This window comes from Serratia liquefaciens, from assembly GCF_027594825.1.
GTDB classification, from domain to species: Bacteria; Pseudomonadota; Gammaproteobacteria; order Enterobacterales; family Enterobacteriaceae; genus Serratia; species Serratia liquefaciens_A.
Map to the genome: position 1 here is coordinate 1,847,473 of NZ_CP088930.1, position 16,268 is coordinate 1,863,740.

A 16,268-nucleotide genomic window follows, 5' to 3' on the forward strand; every position below is an offset into this window, starting at 1 on the left:
CAGCCACAGCTTATTTATTTTCCGCCGGCACCACCACCAGCTTACCGCTGCCGACCGACATGGCCTGTATTTCACGGTCATACATGGCTTCGCCATAGGCCGGTGGGATGACAAAGCTGCCGGTATTGGTCGCTTTAATCTGGTAAACGAACGTCTGCACCTCGGTGCTGGCACTGCCGTAAATGATCACCCGATCTTCACGAATATCGCTGTAATCCGGCGCCCAGCTGGATCCTGAAGCCGCCAGCGGTGACTGCCAACCGCTGCTTTGCGCTTCCCCCTCGCTGCCTTCTTCAGCGGCTGGTTCCGGCGGCGTTTGTTGCACCACTTCGAACCCGCCCGGCAACAGATCGACAATCGCCAGATTGCTCAACCCCTCTTTAGCGTTAGCGCGGATTTTCAGATGTACATTGACCTTCTGCCCCAGCGTTACCTGCGTGACCGGCTTACCCTGCTCATCGGTGTAATCGCGGGTGATTTCCAGCCCGCGTGCCAGGGCTTTCTGTGGCGCAACAAGGTCATAACCTGCCTGAGTCACCGAGTACCAGGCCGGCGCATCGCCGCTGTTGGTGAAGCGGACAGCGGCGGCATCAGCGGTAAACTGCCCTTTGGCAAACAGCCCCTGCAGCTCGGCTATCCGCTGTGGTGCCGCATTGCCGCCTTTACCGATCTGTGCAATCTCCAGCGCACCCGCGTTGGCAGACTGCGCCACCTGAGCCGAATAGCTCTCCAGCGCCAGTATGCTCATCGCGGAAGAGTAGGTGGTGTAACGCTCTTCTTTCAGCGCCTTCACCATGTTCTCCAGCACCTGCGGCGGAATCGATGCCACCTTTTCCGGGAAATGGCGGGTAATCAAATACAGCCGCGTCGCATCCTGCACCAGTGGATCAAAGTAATTCTGCGTCCACCAGGCGTTGTCATAGGCTTTGCTCAACTGCTGCCAGCTTGGCTGCAACAGTGCAGCGGCCTCGTCATCCATCTTCAGCAATTGATAAGAAGATGCCAGATACAGCGCGCTCAGATCGGTTTTCCAACTGTCCGGATAACGTTTTTGCAGCGTATCCTGCACCATTGCCAGCGCATTGGTGGTCACCTCGCCTTGCCGCGTCAGCAAATAGATAGCCCAGCTGCGCAAACGCAGCAGATACAGGTCGTCAAAGCCGCTGGCCGCCAGTTCACGCAGTGCGCCGTTGGCTTCCTCAAGCATGCCCTCCGGCAGCGCATACCCGGCTTCTTTGGCCTCCAACAGATACTGGACCACATACGGCGTAACGAAAGGATCGGCATCTGGTGATGACCGCCAGGCACCGATGGCCCCGCTATCATTCTGGCGAGAACGCAACACGCCGAGCAGGTTGCGTAGCTGTTTGCTAACCTCTGCCTGGCTCAGGCCCCCCGCCATTTCCGGATGACGGCTCTGCAGGATCAGCGGAATGGAGCGGCTGACGATCTGCTCGGAACAGTAATAAGGGTAGTCTGCCAGGTATTGAGCCAGCCCGTTGGTCAGCACCAGCGGCGAATGGGAAACCGCCGCCTGGCGCTGCGCATAGGCGTCAAACATCTGACGCAGGCCTTCGACGTTTTGGCTGCTGCCGCTCATCCGTCCCATCACCGTTTGGGTGCGGTACGGCATTGCCGGGCGCACCGAGGTGCTGATCGTGCGGCGGCTGCTCTTGTCGCCATAGCTGGCGTCAAACACCAAAGGTGCATCCCCCAACGCAGATTTGGCACGCAGTCGGAAATTAACCACACCCTCGCGTTTTTCCGCCAGCGACAGACCTTGTACTGCGTTGTCCACCACTTCCAACTGAGGAGGTGGCGTCAAGTGCACGCTCACCGCCACCGGTTGACCGTTCAATCCTTCGAGGTTGTTACTGACGCCCACGCTGACGTCAAACTCATCGCCCGGTGCCACCATCGCCGGCACGTTTGGCGTCATGATGAAGTTGTCCCGCACCGTCGCGGCGGTTTGCGCCTTGCCGATTTTATCCGGCGTGACCGAGATAGCCATGACCCGGATTTTACCGTTGAAGTAATCCGGCACCGGATAGACGAATGACTTCTCGCCGTTCACCTCGGTGATGCCGGACCAGTAGGCGACCGGCTTATCGCGCTTGCGTTTGAACGGGTTCAGGTTGAGATCCAACCCTTCCCCTGCGTCGCCGCCCGGGGCCGCCGTCAGCGCCATCAGCTTGCTGAACTCCGGCAGGATCAGGTCAAGAATTTGCGAGCTGGTGACGCTCAGTTCACGCTTGCTGAAGAAGAACTCCAGCGGATCTTTTAACCGGTAGCGAGCCACCTGCAGGATCCCTTCATCGACGGCAAACAACGCCACCTGCTGCGGGCCGTCGGTTTTCACCGACATGGTCAGATCCTCACCGGGCTTAATCACCGTCGGTGCCGTCACTTGCAGCCCATTTTGCCGTGCGCGGGTGCTGATTTTGAAAGGCATAACGCCGTAACTCAGCGGGCTCATAAAGATTTCGCTGGAGTTGACGTCGCGCACAAACTGCACGTTGATGTAACCGTTGCCCTCCATGCCGGCCGGCAGGCGAATTTTCTGTACCGAGCTGGTGGTGTCGCTATGGAACCACTGCCAGGCGTAAACCCGATCTTTCTCGATGGTGATCAGACCGCTACCGGTGTAAGGCGCGTTGATCGACACCTCTATCTCTTCGCCAGGCTGATATTCCGCCTGGTTCAGCTTCAATTTCAGTTCCGCATTGCGATCCAGCGAACGGCTAAGGTTGGCATTCCCGGCCACGCTGTAGGCAACGCGGTTAAGCACCTTGCCCTGCGCGTCTTCAATCACCAGCACAAAGTCACCCGGCTTGTCGGTCGCCAGCCGCAGATCATTCCCCTGTTCACTCAGTGCCAACGGCTGCTCCGACAGCGACACTTCCTTCATTTTCGATTGATATTTGTAAACGCCGGAATCCTGTTTGGTCAGCACGGAAATGTATTTCTGTTCGATCAGCACCAGCTTCAGATCCGCCAGGGCAATCTGTTTGAGCGACGGATCTACGGCGATCACATTCAACTGACGCACCGCATCGCGGTTGATATAGCCAAGATCTCCATCTGCCTTCACGCCAACCAGATAGTCATAAGGCGATACCAGAGCTCTGGCGGTAGCCGCCACCGAACGCCCACCGCCGGCGACGAAGGCTTCCGACAACAGCTGCAGCTGATAAGTGGCATCGGCATAGCCTTTGAGATCCAGCGGAATGTTAGCCGCGCCCTGCTCGTCGGTAGTGCGCTCTTCCAACTCGGTTTCGAAGCCGTCGCTGTTTTGCCGGTTTTCGTAGAAGGCGTAGTCCGGAAAGCGGTCAAAGCTCGGGTACATGGGTCGCAGGGTCAATCGTGAGGTGACGCGACGATCTTGCGCCGGCGTGCCAAACAGATTCTGCACATCAATATTGGCCTGCAATTCCGAAGGTTTCACCCAGCCCTGTTGACGGTTTGGCGTCAGTTCCAGCGTCACCTTCAGCTGATCCGGCTCAAACTCTTTCACATTGACGGAGGTATGACCGAGCAGCGTTGAGGTGTCGTGGTTTTTCCCCACCAGATACAGATAGACGTTCCACTCACCGGTGGGTGAATTCTCATCGGTGGTGTAACTCAGCTCATTGAATCCGCTGGCGCCCAACGTCAGCGGCACCGTGGTCATCAGCTTATCGCGCGGATCGCGGATTTCAGCACGTACCGGCACGCCGACCAGCCCCACGCCCCAATCGGCGGCGCGGGTGATCAGGCCGATATTAAAGGTGTCTCCCGGCCGATAAACGCCTCGATCGGAGAACAGGTAGCTGCTGAGCGCACGCGGATCGGTGGGGGTCTGCTCACCGGCAATGTCGAAGCGCGAGAAATCCAACCCGCGATCGTTATAGCTGCCGGTCGGCAAGAAGGAAACATCTCCCTCTTTTTCCACCAGGAACATCACCGGCTGGCGCTCATTGGTGTAAACGTCAAGCGCCGGGAAGCGCACGTGGCCGTTGGCATCGGTGATTTGACTGAGCAAGGTTACGCCGTTTTTCGCGATCACCGACACTTTCGCGCTGCCGACCGGCGCGCCGCTGTGGATCGATTGCACAAACACATCGCGCGTTTTGTCCTGAGAGCTTTTGGCGACAATGCCCAGGTCGGTCACAACCACAAAGCGTGAATCACCGACCCTGTCCTGATCGTCGCTTTCTTCCTGAGGTTCATCGGATCCTGCTTCTTCCTCCGCCGGTTTCTGGTTCGGCTGCCATTCGGACAGCGTCAACAGAAACACGCCGCGGTGAGAATCAGGATTGGTGGACAAGTAGCGGGAAAGATCGATGCCCTGATAATTCACCACGCCCGGCTGGTCATTATTGAGCGCGGTCTGGTATTTAAAATGCTCGGTAAAATATTCGTCATCCAGCCGGTTAAACTCGGCGGAAGAGTATTCCCGGCTTTTGAAAGAAACGATGTGCTGCAGCTGGCTTGGGATCACCCGTTTGATATCCAGGCGCAGGCCCGCCACGTTGCGCGCGGCAACGCTGATCTGCTTATCGCCGTTCACCGACAGTAGCGACCCTTGCGACATGAACTGCAGGGATTTCGGGAACTCCGGCACCTCAATCACCCGGAAGGCCTTTTTCGGCATTTTATAACCGCCGTTGGAGACCAGCTGATTGTCGATCTCAAGCAGCATGAAGCGATGCGCCGGGGCATCGAATTTGAAACTGAACTGCGGCTGGTAGCTCTCTTCGGCCTCGTTGAGCGTCAGAGTCAGCGGCGTTGACTGCGCCAGCACATTCTTGGCGACGCTGTCGGTATCCCACTGGTAAAAATCATTCGGGTCTTTAGCGGCTTCAGCATCGCTGGGATCGTGCTGTGGCAGCAACCAGGCCTTGGTCGCGCGTGCCAGCTCTTTATCCTTGACGGCATCGCTGAAAGCGACGATCAGAGCCCGCTGCCCCTTGGCACCCTCGGCGTCCACCACCTGGGCGCTGGCATCGCTCAGCGCCAGGCTGTACAGCGTCGGCACCGTGACCCCGTTGCTTTTCACTTCATCGATGGCGTTGGCGGGCACCGTCGCTTTGATACCCTTGCCGACGGTCAGGTGCACTACGCCACCCTGATCCAGCGCCTGCAGCGGCTCTGAGTGGATCCAGGCGTTGAGTTTTTTCTCATCGTAGACCAGCGAGAAGTTGAGCTTTTTCTCCGACTTGGCGTTGCCTTCCTTTAATCCGAGCGAGACCTGTTTTTCAAAGCTGGTGACGTCCAACGGCGCATTGAACTTCAGATTGAAGATAGCGCTGCGCTTCTTCGGATCCTGCGGGTCCTGGTAATACTCGGCCTGGCCAAGCTGGTAATTAAATGCGGGCACGTTAAAGGTGTAACGGGTGTTGGCGAGTTTGATCTGCGGCGCCAGTAACGTGGCAGGATCGAGGTTAACCTGGTATTGCGTGCCCATCGGCAGCGGTTTTTTCGGCGTAAAGACCAGGGTTGAGGCGTCGTTCCAGACCCACTGGCCTTCGGCCTGCGGCTTAAGCGTCACGCCCTTGGTCACCGTCTTGCCTACGTCGGTCAAAGGCGCCGCCGAGTGACTGAACGTCAGGCTTAGCTTCTGCGGTGTCGGCTTCTGAACGGCGTAGTTTATCGCTTCAGGGCCAGCGGCCTGCACGTCGGTTTGCTGATACACCATGGGTGCCGGTTCGATCGGTTGCGGTCGGTTCAGCCACCAGTGCCAGCCGTAGACAGCGCCACCGGCGATGCACAACAAAATCAGCAACGCCAGACTGATGGCTTTCGGGTATTTGTTTACGCCGCTTTCCAGCCGCAAAAACGCCCGTTTCACACCGCCAGACAGAGCAGTCCACCAGGCAGGTGCACTCCAGGCAAGATTACCGATCAGCGGCCTGAATAACCGCCCCAGTAACGCCAGGCTCAATGCCAACAGGCGGAATGCACCCTTGATTAACGTAAAAGGCAGACGAAGGATAAACTTTAATAAATCCATTATTGCAGCACCTTATAATCCTTTGCAGATCCCCGGATAAACGGCCAGGGTTTATCGGGTTCGAAAGACGCCGCCAAATACCCTGTCCTGGCGTCTGCGCTAATACATCCATCTGCCGCCTGGCGAAAATCAGCGGCCACGTCGGAATATAATTACGACTCTTTATTCAGCATGTTATCCAATTTCTGCAGCACAACCAGCAGCGGCATGCAGTTGGGCTCATTGTCTTTCAGCGCCTCTTCAAAATAAGGCGTGATGGCAAAGCGCGTAGGTAACGGCGCATCCGCATCCAGCAGCGCGTACATACGCGGCAGAAACACCCATTGCAGCCAGGCTTCGGCCGACATGCTGTCTACGCAGAAAGGTTCAGTGCTGGCGAAGGCCTCAGGCTCAGGCGGTGCAGCCTGCCACAGAGCCAGATCGCGCATTGACTGTTCAATCGCCTGCAAACTGTGGCGAACCTGATTATTTATACTCATCTGCATTCCCGATCTATTTTCATGATGATGATTCAGCCGCGTGGCTGAAAAGCGGCAAAGCATAGCATTTTTATAGCCCAAATTCGGCTGACTTGACTAGCGCAGCCGTTTTTATCTGGTGGCGTCCAGCGCCCCACGGCACAATAGGCCCACCGACTAAACCAAACAGATTAGACACATGCCTGCAATCACAACGACAAAAAACCACGCCACGCCCGGCAAAGCCATGCTGGCTTCGGTCACCGGCTACGCCATGGACGGCTTTGACTTGCTGATCCTCGGCTTTATGCTGCCGGCCATCAGTATCGAAATGGGATTGAGCTCTTCCGCCGCCGGTTCGCTGGTCACCTGGACGCTGATCGGCGCCGTTCTGGGCGGGGTGATTTTCGGTCACCTCAGCGATCGCTTTGGGCGTATCCGGGTATTGACCATCACCATCCTGATGTTCTCGTTGTTTACCGGCCTTTGCGCTCTGGCACAAGGCTATTGGGATTTGCTCGCCTACCGCACGCTGGCGGGTATCGGGCTGGGGGGTGAGTTCGGTATCGGCATGGCGCTGATCGCCGAAGCCTGGCCGGCGGAAAAACGCAATCGAGCCTCGGCCTACGTGGGCATGGGCTGGCAGCTTGGCGTATTGGCGGCGGCGTTTCTCACCCCGCTACTGCTGACGCATATCGGCTGGCGCGGCATGTTCCTGGTGGGCTTGTTGCCCGCACTGGCGTCGTTCCTGATCCGCCGCACCCTGGGAGAACCGGAAGCGTTCGTACGCCAGCAAAGCACCGGTGAACAGCTTTCTTTTGCCCAGCGTATCAGGCTGCTGTTCAAAGACCGCGCCACCAGCAAGGCCAGTATCGGTATTTTTATTTTGTGCTCGGTGCAGAACTTCGGCTATTACGGGCTGATGATTTGGATGCCGACCTACCTGGCCAAAAACTTCGGTTTCTCATTAACCAAGTCAGGCTTGTGGACTGCGGTTACGGTGATAGGCATGACGTTCGGCATCTGGCTGTTTGGCGTCTTGGCCGACCGCTTCAGCCGCTGGAAGATTTTTATCAGCTATCAGATCGGTGCGGTGGTGATGGTGGTGGTCTATGCACAGCTTAGCGACCCGACGTTAATGCTGTTTGCCGGCGCGCTGATGGGAATGTTCGTGAATGGGATGATTGGCGGCTACGGCGCGTTGATTTCCGATACCTACCCGGTACAGGCGCGTGCTACCGCGCAAAACATTCTGTTCAATCTTGGGCGCGGCGTCGGTGGCCTGGGGCCATTGGTGATCGGCGCACTGGTGACGCAGGTATCCTTCGCTGCGGCAATCAGCCTGCTGGCGGCTATTTATCTGCTGGATATTTATGCCACGCTGTTCCTGCTGCCTAAAAAACAGGTCGATGGCGATACGCTGGGGGCGATTGGTTAACAACTGAGATGAATTCGAGCAGGGTTAAGCCTGTTGACGGCTTAAAGCATAAATCCGTATAAAAAGTTGAGGGCACTGCGCTAACAGTGCCCTCGGTTCGTTTTATAGCAGTCCCGCTACACAGTGTGCTCCCTGCTCAATCCTTGAAAACTTTTCCTGCGGCCATCCTGACCAAACCGTCCTGGCGTTGTCCCGTAGCATCGTCCTGATGCGGTTCCTCAGTCTTCATGACCCGCCAACGGTCCTTTGCCGGCTCTCAATCTCCATCCTGGAGGTGTCCCTGGTTTCAATCCTGAAACATCCTGGCATCTCCTGACGCCGTCCTCCGCTCTTCACTGAGCGCATCCACTTCTTCTTCCTGAAGCTGCATCATCCTGATGCTTTCCAGCTCCGCCGTATCCCTTCCGGTGAACATAAGATCGCTTAATTATCCCGGGTTCACAAGAGCTTACTGGCAGGCTGACAGGAAATTAATGCTAAGAGTTATCCTAAAGAAAAACTAACCAATTGATCTGGATAACAATAAAACCCATATCACCGGCAATGCGGTGAAAATTAAAAGCGATCTCTCACAGCCCGTGTGAGATATATCGCACACGGGCCGTGGTTAAATTAGCGTCAAACGTCAATCCGCGGGCGCAATGCATCGAGGAAATTACCCAACGACGCCGCCAGTAAAGTGCGCTTATTGCTGCCAAATTGCTCCAGCACCACATTCCCGCTGACGTTGCACAACGAGACCAGCGTCATTTCTGATTCGGTGGTTGCCAGGAACAACGTCGGTGACAGTTTCAGCCGTTTTTGCGTCACCAGATGGCCGATCAGGTTTTCCTGCAGGCGAATAAAATCGTCCTCGCTCCACACCTGCAGCAGGGTGAGATGATGCTCGCCGAACTGCGCGCCCATGTCACCCGCATACTGTTGGGTGTAAAACAGGTTGATGTCCGGCTGCAGACGAAGCTCAAGCGCAGTTTCTACCTTTTCCAGCGTCGCTGCCGGGGTGAAGGGTTGCGGCAACCACAGCGCCTGGTCATCGCGGTTTTCGACCAGGCAGGGCGACGGTACGCCGTACAGATCCTGACTTGCCGGCACATGACCGCGCTCCTGCTGCCAAAGATCAACATAACGCTGGGTGAATTCACGCAGGGCGTGCGGTACATCGTGGTCCATATTTTTTCTCGCATACGGTAAACTGGCGACCATTGTACCTATCTCTCACCAAGGTGACAGCAGATGTCCTCCTATCCCCCCTCCCTGTCGGAACTGACGCTGGGCAAAGTCTGACGGTATAGCACGTTGCCCCCGTCGCGTCGGGTTTTGGACATCAATCCCTGCCGCAGCAAAACGGACTTTGTCCCGTCACCAGATTGCCTGGCATGCCAATAATGCGAAACATTGCTCAACAACTGAGCTAACGAGTGGTTTGTGTTGGTAAAAATCTGGGGACGGCGGTAAGGTTAAATCAGGAGCGCCGGGCATTCCGGTCGGGTTTTGCCGCCGTGCCCTGACAATAACGAGATGCTGTTCTGCTGCGTATGGATTACTACTGCCCGTTCCGGGTGCAAAGGAGTTACCTTGATTACACACATCAGCCCGCTTGGCTCTATGGATTTGCTGTCGCAGCTGGAAGTAGACATGCTGAAGCGTACCGCCAGCAGTGATCTATACCGTTTGTTCCGCAACTGTTCGCTGGCCGTTTTGAACTCCGGCAGCCAGACCGACAACAGCAAACAGCTGCTGTCACGCTACGAAACCTTTGATATCAACGTGCTGCGCCGTGAGCGTGGCGTCAAACTCGAACTGGTTAACCCGCCGGAAGACGCCTTTGTCGACGGTAGAATAATCCGCTCGCTGCAGGCCAACCTGTTCGCCGTGCTGCGCGATATTCTGTTCGTTCACGGACAGATCGACAGCGCCGGCCGTTTCCAGCATCTGAACCTGGAAAACTCGGCCCACATTACCAACCTGGTGTTCTCTATCCTGCGCAACGCCCGTGCGTTGCACCTCGATGAAGATCCTAACCTGGTGGTGTGCTGGGGTGGCCATTCGATCAATGAAAACGAATATCTCTATGCCCGCAAGGTCGGCAGTCAGCTGGGCCTGCGCGAGCTGAATATCTGTACCGGTTGCGGACCGGGCGCCATGGAAGCGCCGATGAAAGGCGCCGCCGTGGGCCACGCCCAACAGCGCTACCGCAACAGCCGTTTCATCGGCATGACCGAACCTTCAATCATTGCCGCAGAACCGCCAAACCCGCTGGTCAATGAGCTGGTGATCATGCCGGACATCGAAAAACGCCTGGAGGCCTTCGTCCGTATCGCCCACGGGATCATCATCTTCCCTGGCGGCGTCGGCACGGCGGAAGAACTGCTGTATCTGCTGGGTATTCTGATGAACCCGGAAAACAGCGAACAGGTCTTGCCGCTGATCCTCACCGGGCCAAAAGAGAGCGCCGACTATTTCCGCGTGCTGGACGAGTTCATCATGAACACGCTGGGAGACGAAGCGCGTCGCCATTACACCATCATCATCGACGATCCGGCGGAAGTGGCGCGTCAGATGAAAAAGGCCATGCCGCTGGTGAAAGAAAACCGTCGCAATACCGGCGATGCTTACAGCTTCAACTGGTCTATTCGCATCGCGCCGGATCTGCAATTGCCGTTCGAGCCGAGCCATGAAAATATGGCGAATCTCAACCTGTATCCGGACCAGCCGGCCGAACAGTTGGCCGCTGCGCTGCGCCGCGCGTTTTCCGGCATCGTCGCCGGCAACGTGAAGGAAAATGGCATTCATGCCATCGAGCAGTTCGGCCCGTACAAGCTGCACGGCGAGCCGCAGATGATGAAACAGATGGACAGCCTGTTGCAGGGCTTCGTCGCTCAACACCGTATGAAGCTGCCGGGCAGCGCCTATGTGCCCTGCTACGAAATAGTCGCTTAATGAGCCATCCGGGGCGGCCTGATAGCCGCCCTTCTTTTACCTGACTTTTCCGCCTTTACTCTCTATGGATTTCAAGTTGCAGCCAGGCGGAAAGCGCGTTCATCTCCCGGAGCTTACTGAGGGGGGAGTACGTGAAGTCAACAACGCTGCAGCTTGAAAGACGACGAGTTAATGCCTATACACCTACTGATTGTCGACGCACTCAACCTTATCCGCCGCATTCACGCCGTGCAGGGGTCTCCCTGTGTCAACGCCTGCCAGCACGCCGTGCAACAGTTGATCCAGCACAGCCGCCCAACGCACGCGGTGGCGGTATTCGACGAGGACGATCGCAGCGAAAGCTGGCGTCACCAGATCCTGCCCGACTACAAGGCCGGACGTTCACCGATGCCGGAGAATTTACAGCAGGAAATGCCCCAGCTTCGCCAGGCGTTCGAAGCCCTTGGCGTTGCCTGTTGGCACTCGCCAGGCAATGAAGCGGACGATCTGGCGGCAACGCTGACGGCCAAAATTGCAGGCGGCGGCCATCAGGTCACTATTGTGTCCACCGACAAAGGTTACTGCCAGTTGTTGGCACCCAGCGTGCAAATCCGCGATTACTTTCAAAAACGCTGGCTGGATATGCCGTTTGTGCAGCAGGAGTTTGGGGTATCGCCACAGCAGTTGGCGGACTACTGGGGATTGGCGGGGATCAGCAGCAGCAAGATCCCTGGCGTAGCCGGCATCGGACCGAAAACGGCGGTGTTGCTGTTGCAGCAGGCAGGTTCGCTGGACGGGCTCTACCAGGCCCTGGAGCAGGTGCCGGAGAAATGGCGCGGCAAACTTCAACAACACCGCGACATGGCCTATGTCAGTAAAAAGGTCGCCACCTTGCGCACCGACCTGACGTTAACCGGTAACCTGCAGCAGCTGCGGTTACCGGCTTAAACCAGGGCGCGACTGCGCCCTGTCAATCAGTCACGCTCGTCGCGACGCCCCCCCACGGCCGACCACATGCGGCGGACGTGTACGGTAACTTCTTCACGATCGTGATACAGCTGCTTGGCATGAATTTGTGAGCTGATACCCGCCGCATCCAAGGCTTCCTTGATCGACTGCAGGTTCTGCGAAACCTCTTCGTAGCGTTTTTTCATCGGCAGCTTCAGGTTGAAGATCGCCTCGCGGCACCAGCCTTTCACCAACCACTGGATCATCAAACTGGTCACCTTGGCAGGTTTTTCCACCATGTCACACACCAGCCAGTAAATCTTGCTGCTGGAAGGTTCATACCTGAAACCGTCGGCGCGGTGATGGGTTACCTGTCCGGTATCCATCAGGCTTGGCGCCATCGGGCCATTGTCCACCGCGTGCACCATCATGCTGCGTTGCACCAGTTGGTAGGTCCAACCGCCCGGACAGGCCCCCAGATCGACCGCATGCATGCCGCTGGCCAAACGCTCGTCCCACTCGTCGGCAGGGATAAACACGTGGAATGCCTCTTCCAGCTTCAGCGTAGAACGGCTTGGCGCGTCGGAAGGGAACTTAAGACGCGGAATGCCCATATAGAACGGCGAGTTGTTGTTGCTGAAGGAGTAACCGACATAACAGCAACCCGGCGCGATAAAGAACACGTGCACCACTGGACGGGTTGCATTCTCACGCGCCATCAATACTTTCTGCTCACGCATCGCAGCGCGCAACGGCACCGTCAGTTTGCGACAGAACTTCATCAGCTCTTTGCTTTCGTTGGTGTCCGGCACTTCTACTCGCAGCTCACCACCACGGTCGACCACGCCAATCAGCATGCCGACGATCGGCGATACGCGATCTTCCGGCGGCAAATCGCGCAGCAGCTCACCCACCACCAACATCTGGCGGGCAAAAATCAGTTCACGGAACGGTATTTCCCGCGCCAGGCGATCGGCATCGTCCGGCTGGTAGCACTCGAAAAGCACGTAGCCGCTGTTGTCCTTCACTCTGGCGAAACCAAACACTTCCAGTTCGGCAGCCTTGGCGGTAATTTCCGCCGCACACTCTTTTTCAAAACCCTGGCGGCAATACAACGCAATCTTATTCATGGCGCTCGGCCTTTTTCCTCAGACGCAAAGCGCCAATCAACATCAATACCCAACCGGCCAGGAAACACACGCCGCCAATCGGCGTGATATAGACCCAGACCTTCAGGTGCGACAGCGCCAGACAGTACAGGCTGCCGCTGAACAGTACGGTGCCGAGCGCCAATAACGCCCCGCTCCAGTAAAACCACAGGCTGACACGGCGTTGCATCGCCACCGCCAGCGCCAGGATCGTCAGGGTATGAAAGCCCTGATAGTCCAGCCCGGTACGGATCCAGGCCATCTCGTTAGCGCCCAGCGTGCCACTTAGTACGTGTGCGCCAAACGCGCCCAGAGCAACAAATACAAAACCGCTGATAGCGGCAAAAATCAGCATTGAACGACTGCTCATCGTTATTTACCTTTATTGAAAAAAACCGGCGGCGACAAAACGGCGACCGGCCTCATTGTTCGTAGCGAAAGCGGAACTTTTCTTGCTCGCTGGCTGCCCGCGCCAGGATCCACTTACGAAAGGCGGCTATTTTACCCAGTTCTGCCTGACTGTCATGACATACCAGATAAAAAGCATTTTTACTGACCAGGACGTCGTTGAACGGGCATACCAATCGCCCGGCCTCGATCTCGGTCTGCGCCATCACGTTATTGACCAGGGCAATCCCCTGCCCATGCACTGCCGCCTGCACCACCATGGCGCTGTGACTGAAAATCGGCCCCTGCTGCACATTGATGTGCTGCAACCCCAACTGGCGCGTGTAGGCCAGCCAATCGCGGCGTGAAGTATCATGCAGCAGCGTGTGATAAGCCAGATCGCTCGTCACTTTTAACGCATGTTCCCCGGTAAGCAGGCTGGGAGAGCACACTGGCAGCAGGTATTCCGCGTATAAACGTTCTGCGCGCAACCCTGTCCAGTTGCCGCGGCCATAGAAAATAGCCACGTCAACGTCATCCGCCAGCTTGTCTTCTTCACGGTCCACCGCCTGGATACGCACGTCAATTCCCGGATAAGCTGAGTTAAAGCCGGACAGACGAGGCACCAACCACTGAATGGCAAAACTCGGGGGCAAACTGACGGTCAATGCCCCCTTGGCGCTGCGCGCCTGTAACTTGCGCGTAGCCTCATTGATCGAGGAGAAGATTTCCTTGATATCCAGATAATAACTTTGCCCTTCTTCCGTCAGCAACAGCGAGCGGTTGCGGCGCCGAAACAGCTTCAGGCCGAGGAAGTCCTCCAGCGACTTGATCTGGTGGCTCACCGCGGCCTGGGTGACAAACAGTTCTTCAGCCGCTTTGGTAAAACTCAGGTGACGGGCAGCCGCGTCAAAGACCCGCAGTGCATTCAGAGGTGGTAAGCGTTTAGACATTTATTAGCTACTTTTGTGTAACAATATTCCGAGTGATTCGGCATAAAAAATCAGGCGGCGTTGTGTGCCGTGCCATAGGCACAGAACAACAAAGCGCTACCATTAGTTTTTTTAATCCGAGCCATTATAAATTGTCCGTTGAGCATGCGCCAGCAAATACCTATAGTGGCGGCACTTCCCGGGCCGGAACGAAAAGGGATTGGGTGTCGAGGACGCCGATGAACTTTTGGCTTGTGGTTGTGATGTTGTGTTTGCAAATTGTCTGGCAATCCAGACGTGGTAGCTAAGCTACTGTTTTTTTTCACTTCCTGTACATTTACCCTGTCTGTCCATAGTGATTTTATGCAGCACCGCAAGCTTTGCGGTGCTTTTTTTTGCCTGACGTTTACTGGTTGCTTTCAACCATTTCTTTCACGTCGGAACGGTTGATCTGCTGCTCAACGCCGTTGGCATCTTTATAGCTGATCATACCGGTATCGTTGTCCACTTTTGGCTTGCCGTCGGCGACAATAGTGCGCCCATCATTGGTGTGCATCACGTAATTGCTGGAGCAAGCTGCCAGGGTGAACGTAAGCATCAGAGCAGAGATAACTGCGGCTGTCTTCTTCATTGTGGACTCCTTGTAGTTTTAAATGCTGTAAAAAACCCTTTCTATTATTCAACGCCATTATTTAGCGCGTACTTATTAGCATAACAAACTTTCCCGAGATTGCCAGGCGATAAGTCCTAATGGTCGGGATAGCTTGTCTCCAGCCGTAAAATAAGACAGGATCAATGATTGACTTCAGCCAGCGACAATCAGGGTATGACACCTTTTAATCCCATCGACTTCCGTAATCAGTTTCCTGCATTGCAGCAGGCGGGCATTTATCTCGACAGCGCCGCCACCGCATTAAAACCTCTGGCGGTCATTGCCGCTACGCAGCAGTTTTATCGTGACGACGCGGCTACGGTGCATCGTAGCCAGCATAGGGCCGCACAGGACCTGACCGCCCGTTTCGAGCAGGCGCGCCAACAGGTCGCTACTCTGATCAACGCCCCTTCAGCCGATGACATTATCTGGACCCGCGGTACCACCGAAGCAATCAACCTGGTTGCGCAAAGCTATGCTCGCCCCCTGCTGAAACCGGGTGACGAAATCCTGGTGAGCGAGGCAGAGCATCACGCCAATCTAATCCCCTGGTTGATGGTGGCAGAGCAAACCGGCGCCCGGGTGGTAAAACTGCCCCTTGGCGCAGATCGCCTGCCGGACCTGACCCTGTTGCCTGGGCTGCTCAATGCTAAAACCCGTCTGCTGGCGCTGGGGCAGATGTCCAACGTCACCGGCGGTTGCCCGGATTTGGCGCACGCCATCAGCCTGGCCCACAGCGCCGGCGCACGCGTGATGATTGACGGTGCGCAGGGCATAGTGCACTGCCCCGCCGACGTTCAGCGGCTTGACATTGATTTCTACGCGTTCTCCGGCCACAAACTCTATGGCCCAACCGGCATAGGAGCGCTGTACGGCAAGAGCGAGTTATTGGCGCAAATGGCACCGTGGCAGGGCGGCGGCAAGATGCTGACCCAGGCATCGTTCGAGGGGTTCACGCCGCAAAAGCCTCCTCACTGCTTTGAAGCAGGCACGCCCAATATCGCCGGCGTGTTGGGGTTAGCCGCCGCACTGGAGTGGCTTGCCAATCAGGACATGTTGGCTGCCGAACGCTACAGCCGTGACCTGGCCGATAACGCCGAGCAAAGGTTGGAGTCACTGTCGGGCTTTCGCAGCTTCCGTTGCTCAGGCTCCAGCCTGCTGGCATTCGATATTGCCGGCATCCACCACAGCGATATCGTGACCCTGCTGGCAGAACAAGGCATCGCAGTGCGTGCCGGCCAGCACTGCGCCCAACCGCTGATGGCGGCGCTCGGGGTCAGTGGTACACTGCGCGCCTCCTTCGCACCTTATAACACCCAGGAAGATGTCGATGCTTTGGTCACAGCCCTGATCAACGCTATCGATCTGCTGGCCGACTAGACTGAATGAACACC

Annotated in this window: 11 protein-coding genes; 4 read left to right on the forward strand and 7 right to left on the reverse strand. The window is 56.6% G+C overall.

Annotated elements, in window-relative coordinates; genetic code table 11:
• Positions 1–10: 10 nt before the first annotated feature.
• Positions 11–5,992 carry an alpha-2-macroglobulin family protein gene (locus LQ945_RS08445; protein WP_270102682.1) on the reverse strand — a complete coding sequence of 1,994 codons (5,982 nt, stop codon included), beginning with the start codon at positions 5,990–5,992 and terminating at the stop codon, positions 11–13.
• A gap of 152 nt (positions 5,993–6,144) precedes the next feature.
• Positions 6,145–6,471, reverse strand: a complete 327-nt coding sequence (locus LQ945_RS08450) for a YqcC family protein (protein WP_202914211.1) — start codon at positions 6,469–6,471, stop codon at positions 6,145–6,147.
• 178 nt (positions 6,472–6,649) lie between these two features.
• Between LQ945_RS08450 and LQ945_RS08455 the strand changes: the two genes are divergently transcribed.
• On the forward strand, positions 6,650–7,888 hold the full coding sequence (locus tag LQ945_RS08455; RefSeq protein ID WP_269935625.1) for an MFS transporter: 1,239 nt from the start codon (positions 6,650–6,652) through the stop codon (positions 7,886–7,888).
• Positions 7,889–8,506: 618 nt separating this feature from the next.
• Here the strand turns inward: LQ945_RS08455 and syd are convergent.
• Entirely contained in the window at positions 8,507–9,058 is a 552-nt protein-coding gene (gene syd, locus LQ945_RS08460; protein ID WP_270102683.1) for a SecY-interacting protein, read from the reverse strand.
• A 405-nt stretch (positions 9,059–9,463) separates the two neighbouring features.
• Between syd and ppnN the strand changes: the two genes are divergently transcribed.
• Both ppnN and xni read left to right on the forward strand, forming a co-directional pair.
• A complete protein-coding gene (gene ppnN, locus LQ945_RS08465) occupies positions 9,464–10,828 on the forward strand; it encodes a nucleotide 5'-monophosphate nucleosidase PpnN (protein WP_004952240.1) in 1,365 nt (454 codons plus the stop codon).
• A 171-nt stretch (positions 10,829–10,999) separates the two neighbouring features.
• Positions 11,000–11,755, forward strand: coding sequence for a flap endonuclease Xni (gene xni / locus LQ945_RS08470; protein WP_262241024.1), 756 nt, complete (start codon positions 11,000–11,002; stop codon positions 11,753–11,755).
• Positions 11,756–11,781: 26 nt separating this feature from the next.
• On the opposite strand, the gene rlmM is transcribed toward xni, so the two are convergent.
• From rlmM to LQ945_RS08490, 4 genes are all read right to left on the reverse strand, one after another.
• Positions 11,782–12,885, reverse strand: a complete 1,104-nt coding sequence (gene rlmM, locus LQ945_RS08475; RefSeq protein WP_044553149.1) for a 23S rRNA (cytidine(2498)-2'-O)-methyltransferase RlmM — start codon at positions 12,883–12,885, stop codon at positions 11,782–11,784.
• Positions 12,878–13,273: a DUF423 domain-containing protein gene (locus LQ945_RS08480; protein WP_156033854.1), complete on the reverse strand. Its 396-nt coding sequence runs from the start codon at positions 13,271–13,273 to the stop codon at positions 12,878–12,880. Before LQ945_RS08480 ends, rlmM begins: the two co-directional genes overlap by 8 nt.
• A 52-nt stretch (positions 13,274–13,325) precedes the next feature.
• Positions 13,326–14,243 (reverse strand): transcriptional regulator GcvA, encoded by a 918-nt coding sequence (locus LQ945_RS08485; protein ID WP_270102684.1) that lies wholly within the window; start codon positions 14,241–14,243, stop codon positions 13,326–13,328.
• Between the two features lie 385 nt (positions 14,244–14,628).
• Positions 14,629–14,853, reverse strand: coding sequence for a YgdI/YgdR family lipoprotein (locus LQ945_RS08490; RefSeq protein ID WP_004952250.1), 225 nt, complete (start codon positions 14,851–14,853; stop codon positions 14,629–14,631).
• 195 nt (positions 14,854–15,048) lie between these two features.
• On the opposite strand from LQ945_RS08490, the gene csdA reads away from it, so the two are divergent.
• Positions 15,049–16,254 (forward strand): cysteine desulfurase CsdA, encoded by a 1,206-nt coding sequence (csdA, locus tag LQ945_RS08495; RefSeq protein WP_262241054.1) that lies wholly within the window; start codon positions 15,049–15,051, stop codon positions 16,252–16,254.
• The last annotated feature ends 14 nt before the right edge of the window (positions 16,255–16,268 follow it).